The sequence below is a fragment of the Nostoc sp. genome, assembly GCF_036919575.1.
Lineage (GTDB): Bacteria > Cyanobacteriota > Cyanobacteriia > Cyanobacteriales > Nostocaceae > Nostoc.
Genome location: NZ_JBALBY010000059.1, coordinates 1 through 16,727, shown reverse-complemented (window position 1 = coordinate 16,727; position 16,727 = coordinate 1). Strand labels below are relative to the sequence as shown.

The 16,727-nt window shown below is 42.3% G+C and carries 11 protein-coding genes; 3 read left to right on the top strand and 8 right to left on the bottom strand.

Going from position 1 to position 16,727, the window contains the following annotated elements:
• The first annotated feature begins 64 nt into the window (after window positions 1-64).
• Entirely contained in the window at window positions 65-2,068 is a 2,004-nt protein-coding gene (locus V7K27_RS16115) for an ATP-binding cassette domain-containing protein (RefSeq protein ID WP_334948967.1), read from the top strand.
• Here the strand turns inward: V7K27_RS16115 and V7K27_RS16110 are convergent.
• A complete protein-coding gene (locus V7K27_RS16110) occupies window positions 1,984-2,295 on the bottom strand; it encodes a hypothetical protein (RefSeq protein WP_334948862.1) in 312 nt (103 codons plus the stop codon). The genes V7K27_RS16115 and V7K27_RS16110 overlap by 85 nt on opposite strands.
• A gap of 140 nt (window positions 2,296-2,435) precedes the next feature.
• Here V7K27_RS16110 and V7K27_RS16105 point away from each other — a divergent pair, with 140 nt between their 5' ends.
• Together V7K27_RS16105 and V7K27_RS16100 are read left to right on the top strand one after the other, a co-directional pair.
• The gene (locus tag V7K27_RS16105) at window positions 2,436-3,542 is read left to right on the top strand and encodes an ABC transporter permease (RefSeq protein WP_334948860.1); all 1,107 of its coding nucleotides are present in this window, start codon (window positions 2,436-2,438) and stop codon (window positions 3,540-3,542) included.
• A gap of 330 nt (window positions 3,543-3,872) precedes the next feature.
• Window positions 3,873-4,994, top strand: coding sequence for an ABC transporter permease (locus V7K27_RS16100; protein WP_334948858.1), 1,122 nt, complete (start codon window positions 3,873-3,875; stop codon window positions 4,992-4,994).
• Window positions 4,995-5,037: 43 nt separating this feature from the next.
• On the opposite strand, the gene V7K27_RS16095 is transcribed toward V7K27_RS16100, so the two are convergent.
• The 7 genes from V7K27_RS16095 to V7K27_RS16065 form a co-directional block, all read right to left on the bottom strand.
• Window positions 5,038-5,832, bottom strand: a complete 795-nt coding sequence (locus V7K27_RS16095) for an energy-coupling factor ABC transporter ATP-binding protein (RefSeq protein ID WP_334948856.1) — start codon at window positions 5,830-5,832, stop codon at window positions 5,038-5,040.
• Between the two features lie 306 nt (window positions 5,833-6,138).
• Window positions 6,139-6,918, bottom strand: a complete 780-nt coding sequence (gene cbiQ / locus V7K27_RS16090) for a cobalt ECF transporter T component CbiQ (RefSeq protein WP_334948854.1) — start codon at window positions 6,916-6,918, stop codon at window positions 6,139-6,141.
• A 184-nt stretch (window positions 6,919-7,102) separates the two neighbouring features.
• A complete protein-coding gene (locus V7K27_RS16085) occupies window positions 7,103-7,477 on the bottom strand; it encodes a PDGLE domain-containing protein (protein WP_334948850.1) in 375 nt (124 codons plus the stop codon).
• Between the two features lie 31 nt (window positions 7,478-7,508).
• Window positions 7,509-8,261, bottom strand: a complete 753-nt coding sequence (cbiM, locus tag V7K27_RS16080; RefSeq protein WP_334948848.1) for a cobalt transporter CbiM — start codon at window positions 8,259-8,261, stop codon at window positions 7,509-7,511.
• Between the two features lie 469 nt (window positions 8,262-8,730).
• The gene (locus V7K27_RS16075; protein WP_334948965.1) at window positions 8,731-14,667 is read right to left on the bottom strand and encodes a trifunctional serine/threonine-protein kinase/ATP-binding protein/sensor histidine kinase; all 5,937 of its coding nucleotides are present in this window, start codon (window positions 14,665-14,667) and stop codon (window positions 8,731-8,733) included.
• A 406-nt stretch (window positions 14,668-15,073) separates the two neighbouring features.
• Window positions 15,074-15,826: a ZIP family metal transporter gene (locus tag V7K27_RS16070; protein WP_334948846.1), complete on the bottom strand. Its 753-nt coding sequence runs from the start codon at window positions 15,824-15,826 to the stop codon at window positions 15,074-15,076.
• Between the two features lie 673 nt (window positions 15,827-16,499).
• Window positions 16,500-16,727: hypothetical protein (locus tag V7K27_RS16065; RefSeq protein ID WP_334948844.1), on the bottom strand; the 228-nt coding region annotated here is incomplete at its 5' end.

Here is a 16,727-nt window from a genome sequence, read left to right as displayed (position 1 = left end):
ACGCGCTGCCTCCCCTTTGCGTTTAAATTTCCCCCCTCAATTCTCCAAACTAAGAGGCTAAATGATGCAACAGCAAAAAACAGTAGTTACTCCAAACTCACCGCAATCATCTAGCACCACAGCAATTAAAGTTCATAGCTTGCACAAACACTATGGAAACTTAGCTGCTGTACGGGGAATTGATTTCAGTGTCCACAAAGGTGAAATGTTTGGATTAATTGGCCCAGACGGTGCGGGAAAAACTAGCACCTTTCACATTTTGGGCGGTGTGATGGAAGCGACGGCAGGAGACGTGCAAATATTTAATCAGCCTGCACGAGATGCCCGACTAATCACAGGTTATCTCACCCAACAGTTTTCACTGTATTTGGATTTGAGTATTGATGAAAACTTGCGTTATGCAGCAGGGTTGCGGCAAGTAGCAGACGATTTATTACAAAAACGCCGCAATAAATATTTAAGATTAATGAATTTGGAGCGCTTTGGCGATCGCTTAGTGGGACAACTTTCTGGTGGGATGAAACAAAAGCTGGCGCTGTGTTGTGCTTTAGTTTCTCAACCAGAAGTATTGTTACTAGATGAACCTACCACGGGTGTTGATCCAGTTTCCCGGCGGGAATTTTGGGATGTGCTAGCAGAATTGTCAGCTGAGGGGATGACAATTGTAGTTGCTACACCATATCTAGACGAAGCTGAACGCTGTCACCGCGTAGCTTTGATGTACGGTGGGGAAATTCATGAAATTGGCACACCCGCAGACTTACGGGCTAACTTAGGCTTGCATCGTTTAGAAGTGCGAACAGCAAACCTGCAAGCGACAGAAGAAATACTATCTCAGACTACCCAAACAAATATAGTAGATGTGCAAAGTTTTGGCGATCGCTTAGATGTCCTCGTGAAAGATATAAAATCCGGCGAAACCGAAGTCCGCGAACTACTGCAACAACATCAGTTACCTTCTCCCACTATCGAGTATGGCGAACCTACATTAGAAAACGTCTTTGTCACGCGCCTGCGACAACAAGGTTCCGTACCGCAATTTTTATCATTTCCTCGTTCTCGCAAAAGAGGACAGGGGACGAATCAATTCAAAATTCAAAATTCAAAATTCAAAAATAAAGAATTTCCCCCTATCTCCCCTTCTTCATTAGCTATCTACGCTCACAAACTTAGTCGTGTTTTTGGCAAGTTCCAAGCCGTTAAAGATGTCAACGTCGAAATACGCTACGGCGAAATCTTTGGGTTATTGGGTGCTAACGGTGCAGGGAAAACCACCACAATTAAAATGCTGTGTGGATTACTAGAAGCAAGCGGCGGTGAAATTTCCTTGGGTGGTGAAACCGGAAATCTGCGGAGTGCAGACTTACGGCGACGCATTGGTTATATGAGTCAAAAATTCACCCTTTACGACGATTTAACTATTCTGCAAAATTTAGAATTTTATAGCGGAGTTTACGGCGTACCTCGCAAACTCCGACGAGAAAAAATTGATTGGGTAATTGCTACCTGTGGCTTAGAAGGACAAGCAAATATGATTACTGGAAAGCTACCGGGAGGTTGGAAACAGCGAGTCGCTTTTGGTGCTTGTGTGATGCACGAACCAGATATTTTATTTTTAGATGAGCCAACATCAGGGGTAGATCCGTTAGCGCGTCGTCAGTTTTGGAAGCTAATTAATGACTTCGCCCACAATGGTACAGCCATTTTAGTGACAACGCACTATTTAGAAGAAGCTGAACAGTGTAACCGCATGAGTTTTATGGTTGCAGGAGAAACCGTCGCCGAAGGTTCGCCAAGTTCTGTTAAAGCCTCACAACCGGGACAACTAATAGAAATTATTGTTAATCAAAATCAAGCTGCTTCCAAGATACTCAAACAACACTTTGAGTCTTGGCGCGTCTCGATTTTTGCTGATAGCTTACACGTTGTTCTCGACCATCCCGAACAGGAAATAAATCAACTAACTCAACTTTTAGAAGCTAATCAAATTACCATCAATTCTTTGCGTACCATTCCGTTTTCTTTAGAAGATGCTTTTATTGGCATTGTACAGCGATCGCAAGGATAGGAATTGAGTGGGGAGTGGGGAGTGGGGAGTGGGGAGTGGGGAGTGGGGAGTGGGGAGTGGGGAGTGGGGAGTGGGGAGTGGGGAGAAAGTTTACTTAGTATATATATAGGACTCCTATTTGATTTTTGAAAAAAATCAGTACACCCCGAAAAGCCTTCTTCTCTACTCCCCACTCCCTGTCTACGCAAATAATTATGGCTACGCCACGCTGCGCGAACAAAAATCAAAGCAGACTGCTATATAGGACTCTTATTTGATTTTTGAACAAATTAAGTACTAATCGAAAAGGCTTATTCCCTACTCCCCACTCCCTATTCCCTACTCCCAGCCTACGCAAGTCAGTTCAATAATCAAAGCGGATTACTATATGAAAAGAATTTTTGCTCAATGTGTGAAAGAAATAGCCCAATTTCGCCGCGATCGCCTGACGTTGGCGCTAGCATTTTTATTGCCATTTATCACCTTAATCATTTTTGGCTTTGCTATTAGATTAGAAAGTAAAGATATTCCCTTAATTGTGCAAGATTTCAACCGCACAAACCTAAGTAACAGCTATATTGAACGATTGTATGCGACTAATCAATTTGTGCCTAAACAATGGTATGGTGGCAATCCCACACGCGATGCAATAGATAAGGGAATCGCCAAAGCTGCTGTAATTATTCCGCCGGAATTTAGCCGCGATATTCAAGCAGGAAGAAGTACAAATGTGCAAGTATTAATCGATGCAACTGATGTTAACAATGCCCGTGTAATTAAAAATAGTATTCAGAGAGTTACAAACTTTTTCATGCAAGAGCATGGACTGATACCCGCTACTAGTAGTATTACAGCACGAATGCGTCTATGGTTTAATCCTGGTAGATTAGAATCGCTGTATATTGTGCCAGGAGTGTACGGAGTTGTCCTGTGGATTTTTCCTTCATTGCTGTCTGCGATCGCAATGGTGCGGGAAAAAGAAAAAGGGACAATTTTACAAGTTTATGCTTCGAGTATTAGTGCCACAGAACTATTACTTGGCAAAGGATTAGCATACTTATTAATTGCCATCGTCGAGACATTAATAGTTATGATATTAGGCTCAATTATTTTCCAAGTTGGCATAGTTGGCAACCCCATAACATTACTACTTGGCACTTTACTATTTCTGAGCGATAGCGTTTTTTTCGGATTACTTTTAGGAGTCCGTAGCAGCAACCAAAATGCTGCTGTACAAGGCGTTTCCCTACTAGGTTTTATCACATCCTTATTACTCTCAGGTTTTATTTATCCCCTCAACAATATTCCTTTCCCCTTATCACTAGCACCTAACATAATTCCGGCGCGTTATTACATTGATATCACTCGTGATGCCTTCGTGCGTGGTACAGGGTTTGCCGGAGTTTGGTTTGATTTACTCATGCTTGCAGTCTTGGGATTAATATTTTTCAACGTATCACGCCGAGCTTTAAGTCGAATGCAATTACCTAGTTAATATCGGGAGCATCTCAGTGAAAGCAAATATACCAGATGAAAAACAAGATTCTTGCTCCCTCTCCTTACCAAGGAGAGGGTTGGGGTGAGGTTTTATATCATGTCCGCATAATTAGTTATGCTAACCACAGTCAATACACCCCACCCCCAGCCCCTCCCGAAGAGCGGGGAGGGGAGACAAAGCATAGCTTTGGCGGGGGTGGGGTTCTTCGGGTTTAATAAGCAATCAAGCGGACATGATATTACAAGGCTTTTTACACTCATTGAGATACTCCCGTTAATCTCTCTGTGTTCTCTGCGTCTCTGTGGTTCGATAAAAAGGAATTTTTTTATGAAACTTCTTGAGCGATTATTTAATAGTCCATTTTGGGCATTATTGCGGAAAGAAATTAACCAAATTATCCACAATAAACAATTAATTGTTTTGTTAATTGTCCCGCCGACAATCCAATTATTACTGTATGGCTTTATCCTCAATCCTGATGTTCATAACTTACGATTAGGTGTCATCGACTATGCCAACGTCAGCGCCAGTCGAGAGTTAGTTTCAGCCATGACATCAAATCAAATTTTCACTTTAAAATCTGTACCAAACAGTGAAAAAGCATTGAGTCGTCAGGTAGAAGAAGGAAAGCTAGATGTTGGAGTCATAATTCCTCCCAATTTTCCGCGTCAACTGGCACAAAAATCCGCAGAAATTCAAGTATTTATCGATGCTGTAAATGCAAATACAGCCGGGATTGCAGGAAATTATATGAATCAAATTATCCAGCAATATAATCTGCAATTAACTCAAGGTGAAGCAAGTCCCCCAGTCTCACCGGAAGTTGTATTTCTTTACAACCCCGGACTAACGAGTAGTTGGTTTTTTGTTCCAGGAGTTATGGGTTTAGTTTTAACATTAATTGGCACATTAGTATCAGCAATTACTGTTGTTCGGGAAAAAGATACGGGAACTTTAGAACAATTATTAATGACTCCGGCTGCTAACTGGCAAATATTACTATCGAAAATAGTCCCTTTAGCCTTTTTATTAATGGGAGATGTCTTATTAGCTGTCACATTAGCAACAATAGTATTTCATGTACCATTTCGAGGTAATTTTCTGCTATTTTTCGCCCTATCAAGTATGTATGTATTTGTCGGGATTAGCCTGGGTATTATGTTGGCGACTGTGAGTAGTTCCCAACAACAGGTAGTCCTGACATCTTTCTTTATTAATTTACCAATGGTACAAACTTCTGGCGCGATCGCACCCATTGAAGCCATGCCTCCCTTCTTTCAAGTCCTATCCTTACTCAATCCCCTCCGCCATTATATTGCGATCGTTCGAGGTATTTTGCTCAAAGGCGTTGGCTTAGATGTACTGTGGATGAATGTTTTGGTTTTAGTCGCCTTTGCTGTTGTGTTATTAACTATTAGTATTAGTAAGTTTCGCAGTCAGTTAAGCTGAATTCAGGAGTCAGAATTCAGAATTCTGACTCCTGAATTCTTCTTCAAACAAATTCCTTGTATCGAAATGGGCTGACAGGTGCATGTTCCAGCTGACAGTAGGGGCGACTATAGCTTAGTGGTGACTCTAAAGCGTGCCCAAGCAAAAACTCTGGATTGCTCATTACCTTCTCAGTTTTGCCATCATAGACGATTTGACCTTGACTGAGAACAACTGTGCGATCGCACAAATCCAAAGCTAAATCTAAATCGTGGGTTGCAATCAGTTGCGTCAGAGGTAAGCTTTGCAGCAACTCAATGAATTGACGACGACAACGCGGATCTAATTGAGCCGAGGGTTCATCAAATACTAATATCTGTGGATTCATTGCCAAAACTCCAGCGATCGCAATCCGTTTTTTCTCACCTCCAGATAAATTCCCGATATAACGTTGCCCATACCATTGGGGATCAATATCAACTGCTGCCATCGCTTGCAGAACTCGCTCTTGTAATTCCTCGCCTTGCAAACCCAGATTCATCGGGCCAAAAGCAACATCTTCCCAAACTGTTGGCATGAACAACTGATTATCTGGATTCTGAAATACCAACCCGACAAAATCCCGAATTTTTCGTAAATTCTCAACAGTTAAAGGACATTCTCCAATCGTGATCTGTCCCGACTGAGGCATGAGAATTCCATTGAGATGTAACAGCAACGTAGATTTTCCCGAACCATTGGCTCCGATTAATGCCACTCGCTCAGTTGCTTTGATAGACAAATTAATGTCCCTCAAAGCTTGAGTTCCGTCAGGGTAAGTATAGCTAAGATTTTGAATTGATATGGGATTATGATGCATTAATACAACGTGAAGAAATGTTATCGAACAGAATTCAGGAGTCAGGAGTCAGAATGAATGAATTTTGACCGAAAAAGCGAATGAATAACCTCTTTTTAGACCCCCACCAAATCGTAGATTTGGTGGTCAAATTTCGTAGTGGCGGGTCCCAATCCCCGACTGATGGTTACTGAGCGGTTCGACAGAGCTACCTGTAACACTTACCGAAGTATTGATTCTGAATTCTGGATTCTGGATTCTGAATTCTGAATTCTGAATTCTGAATTCTGGATTCTGGATTCTGGATTCTGGATTCTGCATTCTTCTTCAATTCCGCCAGTAAATGGCCTGACCAAACAGCGCCAAAATTATAGTTAAACTCAAAGCCACAACGTCAGATCGTCCCCCTGATGAAACTTTTTCCATCATTGGTGGTACTCCTTGATAACCCCGTGATAGCATCGCCTGATAAACCAAATTTCCCCGGTCATAAGTGCGGATAAACAGCGCTCCAATCATATTGCCAAAAATTAACCGGATTGAGCGGTTGTTGTTCATCAGGTTTCGAGACTCGGCGGCTCGACGCATCGCGTTAAACTCGCCAATTAATACGCTGATATAGCGATACATAGATGCGAGAATTGCGACTAATAGTGGTGGAGTTCTCAGTTCCAGCAGAGCGTGAAGCAGTGCCGTTACCGAAGTTGTTAAAGTCAGTAAGTTCAGTATCAATAGTGATAGCAATGCCTTAAGCGTCACACTCCCCAAGATAGTTAGCCCGACTGTCGTAATCTGTAATGGTCCCCAAGACCATAACACCTCACCGCCACCCCGAAACAAAGTACCGAGGAGAACGACACCAATAAATGTTAGCTCAACTGCCAATCGTTTTAGTAGTACTAATAGGGTGATTTGACTCAGTAATATTAAACTCAAGAGAACTAATCCATAAATAGCCCAAGTCCACCAATGTCCATTTGGTGTTAAGACAATGGCAAACACGAACAACAATGTACAGAGTATCCGGGTACGGGGAGCCAGTTTGTGCCAGAGAGTAGTCTGTTTACTATCGACATCCAGCACAAATGCCCCAATGTGCAGCAGCATGATCTTAAGTTCCTATCTGTATTTAACAAACAGCAATATTGACGTCAGTCGTCAGAATTCAGCATGAATTGGAGTCCACAAGTGTCTGAAATCAAGGGGTTTAAATCCCTGACTGATTGCATTCTCAGTTCTCAGTTCTCAGTTCTCAGTTCTGAATTCTGAATTCTGAATTCTGAATTCTTTTTTAATCTGGTGCATCTGAGTCTGAATAAGCATCATCCTCTGTGGAAGGTGAAGTAGAACCACGCACAACTAATTTGCCAAGACCCCAAGCTAAACCAAAAGTTACTAATGTTCCCACTAGACCAGCCAATGGTGTGGCGATCGCAGATGGTACACCTCTGAGAGCATACTCATCAAATATGCTGTAAAAGGGTAATTTCTGAGCAGGTTTCTGTTCTAGTTCTTTGCTGTCAAACTTCAGGTCTTTTGAGACTCTATCTAGCCCATCGGGATTTTTGCTCGCCAGTGGCGAAAGGAAAATTGCAATCAGCAGAGCAATACCTAAGCCAGCGATCACAACAGCGCGGTTGCGGGAGTGCGAGAGGTTGCTATTCATAAGTGTTCAGTCCTAATTCCATAAATACCTTTTAATACCGGGAGATCGAACCAGAGGCAGTTGATTTTGTCTGACGGGGCGGATCGTAAAATAAATCTGGTCGAGTCCGCCAAATAAAACTGAGTGCTGCTACAGTAATCAGCGCCTCGCCAATGCCAATTAGGACGTGCCAAGAAGCCATCGCTGTCAAAGCCACCGCTAGAGGAATCGTTCCCGACAAAGCAAGTTCCAAGGCACACACAACTGAAGCTACCACCACACTTGTCCAAGCTGCGATCGCTGCGCCAATTACCACTCCTCGTAAAGTATCGCGCCCTGTAGCAAATCTAACTGTGCGATAGAGATAATAACCGCCAAATGTACCGATTAATCCCATGTTAAAGATGTTAGCGCCTAATACCGTCAATCCACCATCCTGAAACAGAACACCCTGCACGATGAACACTGTCACCATCACTAGTGACCCAGCCCACGGACCTAATAAAGCTCCTGCTAGCGTTCCTCCTAAAAGGTGTCCAGAAGTGCCGCCAGGAATCGGAAAATTAATCATTTGGGCTGCAAAGATAAATGCTGCACAAACTCCCATTAAAGGTACAGCTCGTTCTTGGTATTCTGCTTGCGATCGCCTAATAGCTAGTGCAATTAGACCGATAGCAATTATCCAGGTGACAATGATAACAGGTAAGTTCAAGAAGCCATCTGGAATGTGCATCGCTAAGTGCGGCTGTATTATCCAGTACAGCCAGCCGGAGGACGAAATACCCGTGAACGCTACTGTGTTCATATTTAAGAAGTGTCCTTTGCAACCAGATTATTTAATAGTCTAGTTTCTCAGTAGACCATGTATTCTCTAAAAATTTCAATCCGGTAGGGGGGCATAAAACAGGAGTCGGAATACAGAATTCAGAATTCAGAATACAGAATTCACCAATTGTGAATACTCTACCCATAAAGGGATAGAGTTTTAAGGCGAGAATATTTTAACTAAGTTTAGGGGTTTAAGTCCCCTGCTTTAAAAGCCAGCCCGTTTTGGGTCGGGGTCTAAATAAGAGTCACAAAACTTACTTGCGACTTGCGACTTGCGACTTGCGACTTGCGACTTGTTTTAATTTTTTTCGCTTGACTTCGGGCGAGGTTTTAACCAATATTCATCACCCACTCGTACAGAATTCATCCGCTCATTCTGACCGGAGCTTGTCGTTTGTCTCCGGCTCCGCTCCTGAGTTCTGAATTCTTGTTATAAAAAGTGCAAATTAACCCTGAGCTTGAGCCAAAATCGGTAAGGCGATCGCAAATTCTGTTCCCTGGCCAAGGGTAGAATTCACCGTGATTGTTCCGCCATGTTTTTCGACAATAATTTGACGAGCGATCGCTAATCCTAATCCTGTTCCTTTCCCGACACTTTTGGTAGTAAACAAATGGTCAAATACTTTTTGTTTGACCGATTCACTCATCCCTTTACCATTATCAGCAATCTTCACCTCAATCTGTTTATCTTTCAATGAGGTGATAATTTTAATCCAGTTAGGATTAGCTTTAATTTCCTCAAAACTCCGACCTATGCTTGATTCATCTAATGCATCAATAGCGTTTGCTAGGATGTTCATAAATACCTGATTTAATTGACCAGGAAAGCACTCAACTTGTGGGAAATTTCCATACTTAGTGATTACTTCAATTAATGGACGTTGTTCATTCGCTTTCAGACGATGTTTCAAAATTAGAATCGTGCTATCAATGCCTTCGTGGATATTAAATGACACTTTATAAGCTTGGTCTGCACGAGAGAAAGTTCTTAAACTGGTACTGATGTTTTTTAGCCTGTCACAGGCCATCGTCATCGAATCAATCATCTTGGGTAAGTCTGATAAGCTATAATCTAAGTCGATTGATTCGGCATGGTCTGTGATTTCATCTCCTGGTTCGGGTAAACTTTCTTGATATAGTTTCAAATGTTCAATAACATCAGCAAAGATCGGTTTAGCTTGTTTGAGACTAGCAGCAATAAAGCCCAAAGGATTATTCATTTCATGAGCGATCCCGGCAACTAAGTTACCTAGTGCAGACATCTTTTCACTTTGCACGATTTGTAATTGAGCTTGTTGCAAATCTTGTAAAGCGGTTTCTAGCTCCAGTGATTTTTGTTGACGTTCGGCTTCAATGCGTTTGCGTTCGCTAATATCCAACAATAATCCATCCCAAACCACAGACCCATCGGCAAGTTGTTCGATTCGAGCTTCGGCATCAATCCACTTTACTATTCCAGATGGTGTAACAATTCGCCCTGACCATTCCAAATAAGTCAGTGTTTGTATTGAGTCGGTAATGGACTGTTGGTAACTGGCAGCATCATCTGGATGTATCATCTCCGTAAGAAACTGCATATTAGTAAACGCTTGCTCTGGCGTGATTTCAAACAAGTCGTAACACTCGGCACTGATGTAGGTGAGAGTTCTGATTTGATCGGGAGTCCAGCAGGCTTGATAAACAACCCCAGGAACATTATCTACAAGTTTCTCAAAGCGAGACTTACTTGCACTCAATTCGGCGAATGACTGCTCTAGCTGTTGAGCATATTCTCGCGATCGCTGATACAATCGGGTATTCTCCAGAGAAATCGCTGCTTGAGCGCAAAGTAAGTTGAGCAGTTCAACGCGCTCATGGGTAAAGGCTCCAGTAGCGAGATTGTTTTCTAGGTACAACACGCCCAGCAACTTCCCTTGATGTAAAATCGGACTACACAAGATACTCTTGGGCTGCTGTTGCTGAATATAAGCGTCATTAATTAATTGCGAATGTACTGTGGCCTCAACAATTACGGCAGGTTGTAAACTGCGTTTAACAGTATTAATTAAGCCAACTGGTACATAGGTTGACTCTTCAACAGGCTGTGGATTAGTCAGCATTGCAGAAAAATCAACTTTGGTATTTCCATTGTTCTGTAGCCCCAGCTTTGCTAATGCCCGAATCTGTAAATTACCTGACTCCATAAGCATTAACACACACTTATCGGCTCCCGCATTTTCGATGATGATATGCAGCAACGATGAAAGCAGTTTTTCCAGTTCGATTTCGCCTGAGATCGTTTGGGAAGCTTTAAGAATGGCAGCTAAATCTAGAGCCGCAGAGACATTGGTACTGCTGGAAGTGGCGGAACTGCTGGATGTGACACTTCCCAAGGCGAAGATAGTTTCGCTAGTAGAGAAGGGAGAACGGGTTTGGTTGAGGATGGGAGCAAGCAGTTGGGGATAGTGGTTTTCTAGGTCAGCAACTTTGGCTTTAGCACCCCAGCGAGCATAGCAGTAGTAAGCATTTGTGATGTAAATTTGAGCAAATTGCTCTTTACCCCATTCCAGGTAGAATTTAGCTGCGAGTTCGTTGGCTAGCGCTTCTTCGTTGATGAACTGATGTTCTTTAGCAAGAGTTATGGCTCGGTCATAACACTCAATGGCGGCGATTTTTTCACCCAAAACTCGATAACGTTCAGCCTCCACTAAATACCATTTATGCAAGTGATTCATCGGGGCATTTTGCGCCCACTGGTGCAGAATCGTTTGATGAGTGACGGCAACAGCAAGCATTTCGGCTTGTTCTGGTTCTGGCTCGGTGGGGAAGAGTGCTAGGTGTGTTAGTGCCGCATAAAAATGGAAAATGGGACTAAAGACCATTCCCGATACTGCCATCAAATAGGACTTGACTATGGTGATGTAGTCGAAGGCAGCCTGATAATTGCCCCATGAGTAGGCAAGCAGCAGTTTATAGATGTAGGTAACGGCGATCGGGGTGAGATCATTATCCTGCTGTTGCTTCGGCAACATTACCGTTTCATCGTAGATAGTGCCCATTAAGCAATCGGGTTGGCTCACCGTTTCTCGCAAATGCTGCACCGTTTGCCGCGTTATGTCCGAATGAATATGCGCCGAATCTTGTTTAACCTGAGCCAAGGCAGCACTGTAAGCGGCGAATTCGGGTTCTAAAGTGTCCAGGTCTACACCTGCGAAAACCGCAATATTCATGTAGGATATTGCGCTGTAGCCAGCGTTGAGAAAATCGCCAGTTTCGATGCCAGTGGTGTAGCTATCTTTCAGCGTCGGTATCGTTGCCCTGAGCGCTTCGTGGCGATGTTGGATGAAAGCCCCAAACAGGTTTAGAGAGATACACTTCATGTCCTGAACATTCAACCGTTCCAGCAACGAGATCGCTAATCTACCAAACCCATAGCCTGTTTCGACTTCGCCCAAAAAGGCACATAGCACCATGCCATGAATCCCATAGCCGACAATCGAAGCGGGTGCATTCCCAAACTGGAGTGACAACCGCACCATTGTCGCACTCAACAAGGGCAGTAACCCTGGCATTCCCTGGATCGCTGCTGGAAACAAAACTCCTAACAGTTGGATCGCGGCTTCGGCTGTGCGATCGCTCATCACGGGTAGGTCAATCAGCTCGGCAATATCTCTGCCGCTTTGAAGGCTGGCCACCTCTTGTAGCACTTTGCCGATTTGGGCTTCATCTGGCGCACTTGGGAGATCCACCCCTAATTGACTCAGTGCCTCTCTTCCCACCGCGATCGCCTCTAACATTTGGCTCTGAGCCGTTAATGCCGCGATTTGAATTTCGTAGATTTTCACTTTGTCAAAAATTGTCTGTGTCTGCTGTAATACCAATGCGGCTTGCTGTTCCATGCCCTCGAAGTCACCATTTAAATAGGCAGTTTCCGCAGCCGTCACATATAGATTCAGAGTCAATTCATACTGATTTTGCCAGCAGTTTGTCTGTAATAGCTTAATCCCCGTTTGCAAATAATCCCTTGCGGCGGCGTAAGCTGTAGAATTTCTCGCCTTGACTCCAGCTTTCAAATTCAGTTGAGCTAATGCTTGGCGATCGCTTGGTTGAGTAATTAACTCCATTCCTAAATTCAAATGCCCAACAAGATCAAACAGTTTTTCCTCAAGCTCGATCTCGGATAAATTTTGTTGGAGTAAATATCCAATTTGGAGATGAGTTGCTGTTTTTTGATTATCGGGAATCAGGGAATAAGCCGCTTGCTGTACTCTGTCATGTAAAAATCTATATGAAGCTGTCCTTTGTCCTTTGTCCTTTGTCATTTGTTTGTTATTTTCTAATGACAAATGACCAATGACCAATGACGAATTTTGATAAAACTTATAAACATTACTAATCGGTAAAATTAGCCCTTCTTGTAAAGCTTTCCATAAATCAGCAGCCGTTTCTACCTCTGACTGTTCTGAAACAATTGCCAAAGTTGTTAAATCAAACTGATTGCCAATACAAGCAGCTAACTCCAAGACGTGTTGAGTTGATTGTGGCAGTCTTCGTAATTGAAATTTCATAAAAGCCACAACGTCATCTGTAACTGCTTGCTGATTCACCTGTACAATGTCACATTGCCAACAGGCTAATTCAAAATCAAATTGAATCAGCCTATCTTGATGCAATGCTTTGAGAAACTGTGTAGCAAAAAATGGATTCCCTTTGGTTTTCTGAGATACCAAGTGAGAAAGAGTCCATGCCAAACTTTCTTTACATTTAAGTGTGTCAGCAACTAATTGATTCACTGTGATTTGACTCAGTGGTGCTAAGATAATTGTATTAATCGTGAAGAGTGTTTTTTGAATCTCACTCAAAGTCAACATTAATGGATGTACTGGATTGACTTCGTTATCACGGTACGCACCAATTAATAAAAGATGACCTGTATCAGCCATTAACAGCTGCATTAACTTCAGTGATGCCGAATCTGCCCATTGTAAATCATCTAAAAACATCACTAATGGATGTTCAGCACTGGTAAAAACTTCGATAAATTTTTGAAACAGTAAATTAAATCTATTTTGTGCCGCCGTTCCTGATAATTCTGCTGCTGCTAGCTGTTGACCAATGATTTTTTCTAATTCGGGGATGACTTCAATAATTACCTGTCCATTTTCTCCAACAGCATCTAATATTTGGTTTTTCCATTGCTGAATTTGTGCATCACTTTCTGTTAACAATTGCCCGATTAAGTCGCGGAATGCTTGCACAAAGGCACTGAAGGGAATATTTCGTTGAAATTGGTCATATTTGCCTTTGATAAAATAACCACGTTGTCTAACAATCGGTTTATGAACTTCGTTGACAACCGCAGTTTTACCAATTCCCGAAAAACCAGCTACCAACATCATTTCTGTTGCCCCAAAGCTGACTCTTTCAAATGCTTGGAGTAGGGTTGATATTTCGGTTTCTCGTCCATAAAGTTTGTCGGGAATAATGAAGCGATCGCTGATATCTCGCTGTCCCAATTCAAACCATGTCTGCTTCCCTGTTGCTTGCCAAGACTCCAGACATTTCACTAGGTCAAATTTTAGTCCCAACGCACTCTGATAGCGGTCTTCAGCATTCTTCGCCATTAATTTCATCACAATATCACAAAGAACTTCAGGAATAGGTTCTTCGTTTTTGAATTTAGAATTTAGAATTTTGAATTTATCTGGTTGTTTGGCGATATGACTATGTACTAACTCCATCGCATCGTCAGATTCAAAAGGCAATTGTCCACTCAGTAATTCAAAGAAAGTCACACCTAATGAATAGAAGTCACTGCGGTAGTCAACGCCCCGATTCATCCGCCCGGTTTGCTCTGGTGAGAGGTATGCTAAGGTTCCTTCTAAGACATTGGGATTTTGGATTTCGGTGGTTTCTCTCGGCAACAGCGAGGAAATACTAAAATCTATCAGCTTTAAAAGCTTGGTGTCCGGGTGAATTAGAATGTTAGCGGGTTTAATGTCTTTATGAATGACTCGCTGTTGATGTAACAGGTGCAGAGTATCTGTCAGTTGTAAGACTATAGTCAGGAATTGTTCTAAAGTCAGTGGTTGTCTCTCAGTAAATTGTCGCAGTGATATGCCCCCAAAGTCTTCCATTACTAGGGCATACCCGTTTTGATAGGGTTCTAGACTATAGGGCTTAATGATACCAGGAATATTTAGGTTTTTGGCCAGGGTATACTGATTGCGGAACTGTACTAGTTCGCTGAAACTGGGGTATTCCCGTTTTAAGAGCTTGATCACAACTGCTTGCTGATCTGATTCTCGGACAGCCCGATACACGAGTGTGCGCGAACCCGAATACAGTTGCTCTGTAATTTGGTAGCCTACCAGCTTTACAATTCCATCAACTTTTGCGCTCATTACTTTTTGGGGAATTCCTGTACTCAACTTAGAATTCCCCATACATCACCTTATATAACAAGCCAGGGTTATTTCATTCTCCCTTAGTCCGCTAGGGAAGAAATTCCCCATCTTATAGCTAAAGTCACTTAAAATCCAATACGCTTGGGTTAAGGCTTAACTCTTTGTCAAATTAAATTTTTTTAACGAACCGCAAAGGACGCAAAGAAGAGGCAGCGCGGTCTTGGGGGTTTCCCCCATGAGCGACTGCCGTCGCAAAGGAAGAGAAGGAAGAGAAGGAAGAAAAGGAAGAAAAGGAAGAAATGCTTAACTTAACTTAACTGTATTGCTGTATAACAAGCATTAACATTTTTTTACTTCTGCGGGTGCTTTTTTGATCAGGTGGATTCTGTACAAAGTTACTCGGCTATTCAAGATAAGACGAGAACAGCATTGAAAGTGCAAAACTCCCGATAAACATCAAGGTAGACCAGTTTGTATCTTGAGTTTGATGCGCTTCGGGAATAATTTCTTCAACGATCGCCACCATTAAAGTGCCTGTTGTAAATGCAAGTACAATTAACTTGGGAAGATCAGTTTGTCCGCGCAACCCCCAATAGCCCAGCGTCGCGCCCAGCCAGACAGGAATCAGAAATGCCGCAAGTAACCAAAATCGCTGTGTTCGCGGCATATTTTGACTCTTAAACTCTGCGTTGGTGACAAATCCTTCGGGAATGTGAGCCACAACTCTCCCCGATGCCAGCACCACCCCTAGATGAGGCGCGATTGTCAAACTGGTGCCAATCATTAATCCATCGCCAAATAAGTCGATGGCAATGCTCAAAAAGATTACCCAACTAACAGTATTGTGATCAACGCCCTGTAGTCGATTCTTGCTTAAGTTGAGAAGCTGATTAATCCACACAAAAAAAGCTCCACCTAAAAACAACGCTAAAATAGTTGCCCAAACAGGTTTAGCGTAGGCGTAGCCCGTCGCAGACATCGCAACTCTCGGTATCAGTTCGGTAGATGCGATCGCCAGCAGTACCCCAGCAGCAGCGTGCAGTGCAAGTCCTAATGTTAGTTTTGATGACGGTAAGGCTTCAGCAATCATTGCTCCAATAAAGTTACTGATCACGGGCAAAGCTGACAGTGTTAGTGCAAATAAAAATTCCTGCATAGTCACGCTCCGCTAGTCGTAACAGACTTTTTGATGTTTGATCGGTTTACCGATAGATTGCACTACGAAACTGGAATGCAGATGCGATCGCGTATTTGAGATATTGTCTTGCTGCTTCTGGTAGATGAGCGAATTCGTCTGAATTAAATAAGTAGGAAGGCACAATTAAATATAAGATAAAACCTCACCCTCAATCCCTCTCCTTGGTAAGGAGAGGGAAGCCGGAGGCAGAGTGAGGTTTTATATTTAATTTGACCCACTTACTTACAGGATCTTTCGATATTGCTGAATTCCATAGCGGATTGAGAGAAATCTGTTTAGTCATCATTGCCTCCAGTATTTTTAATTCAGAATTTGATAGATTGTGATGATAAGAATAATTATGAAAATAGATGTATAGATCGACTTAGTATATTTGGCTAACCAACTTGGAAGATAAATATCAAAATTGTCCTTTCTGGAATTTGAATATTTTCGGGCAAGCAGATTTAATGGGCAGTGTAATTTAAACGTTAGTAGGGTTAGCCCTTCTAGAAATACAAATCCATAACCAATCCAGAGCCAGAGATCGAGTTTATTTGCGATTGCGGCATAAAGCATATAAAAAATCACGAAGTTGAAAAATATCCAAATTGCAGTGTGAATAATTTTAATCAGCGTCAATTTGGTTTCACTATTTGGGTATTTCAACACGATATTTAGGTACTTCAAAACGATATTTAGGTACTTCAAAACGATATTTAGGTACTTCAAAACGATATTTAGGTACTTCAAAACGATATTTAGGTACTTCAAAACGATATTTGGGTACTTCAAAACGATATTTGGGTACTTCAAAACGATATTTGGGTACTTCAAAACGATATTTGGGTACTTCAAAACGATATTTGGGTACTTCAAA

What these genes read in the sequence shown, in the direction of transcription:
- V7K27_RS16085 (WP_334948850.1), bottom strand. Translation starts at nt 7,477, where the DNA reads ATGAATAGCAACCTCTCGCACTCCCGCAACCGCGCTGTTGTGATCGCT.
- cbiQ (WP_334948854.1), bottom strand. Translation starts at nt 6,918, where the DNA reads ATGCTGCTGCACATTGGGGCATTTGTGCTGGATGTCGATAGTAAACAG.
- cbiM (WP_334948848.1), bottom strand. Translation starts at nt 8,261, where the DNA reads ATGAACACAGTAGCGTTCACGGGTATTTCGTCCTCCGGCTGGCTGTAC.
- V7K27_RS16070 (WP_334948846.1), bottom strand. Translation starts at nt 15,826, where the DNA reads ATGCAGGAATTTTTATTTGCACTAACACTGTCAGCTTTGCCCGTGATC.
- V7K27_RS16115 (WP_334948967.1), top strand. Translation starts at nt 65, where the DNA reads ATGCAACAGCAAAAAACAGTAGTTACTCCAAACTCACCGCAATCATCT.
- V7K27_RS16075 (WP_334948965.1), bottom strand. Translation starts at nt 14,667, where the DNA reads ATGAGCGCAAAAGTTGATGGAATTGTAAAGCTGGTAGGCTACCAAATT.
- V7K27_RS16105 (WP_334948860.1), top strand. Translation starts at nt 2,436, where the DNA reads ATGAAAAGAATTTTTGCTCAATGTGTGAAAGAAATAGCCCAATTTCGC.
- V7K27_RS16100 (WP_334948858.1), top strand. Translation starts at nt 3,873, where the DNA reads ATGAAACTTCTTGAGCGATTATTTAATAGTCCATTTTGGGCATTATTG.
- V7K27_RS16095 (WP_334948856.1), bottom strand. Translation starts at nt 5,832, where the DNA reads ATGCATCATAATCCCATATCAATTCAAAATCTTAGCTATACTTACCCT.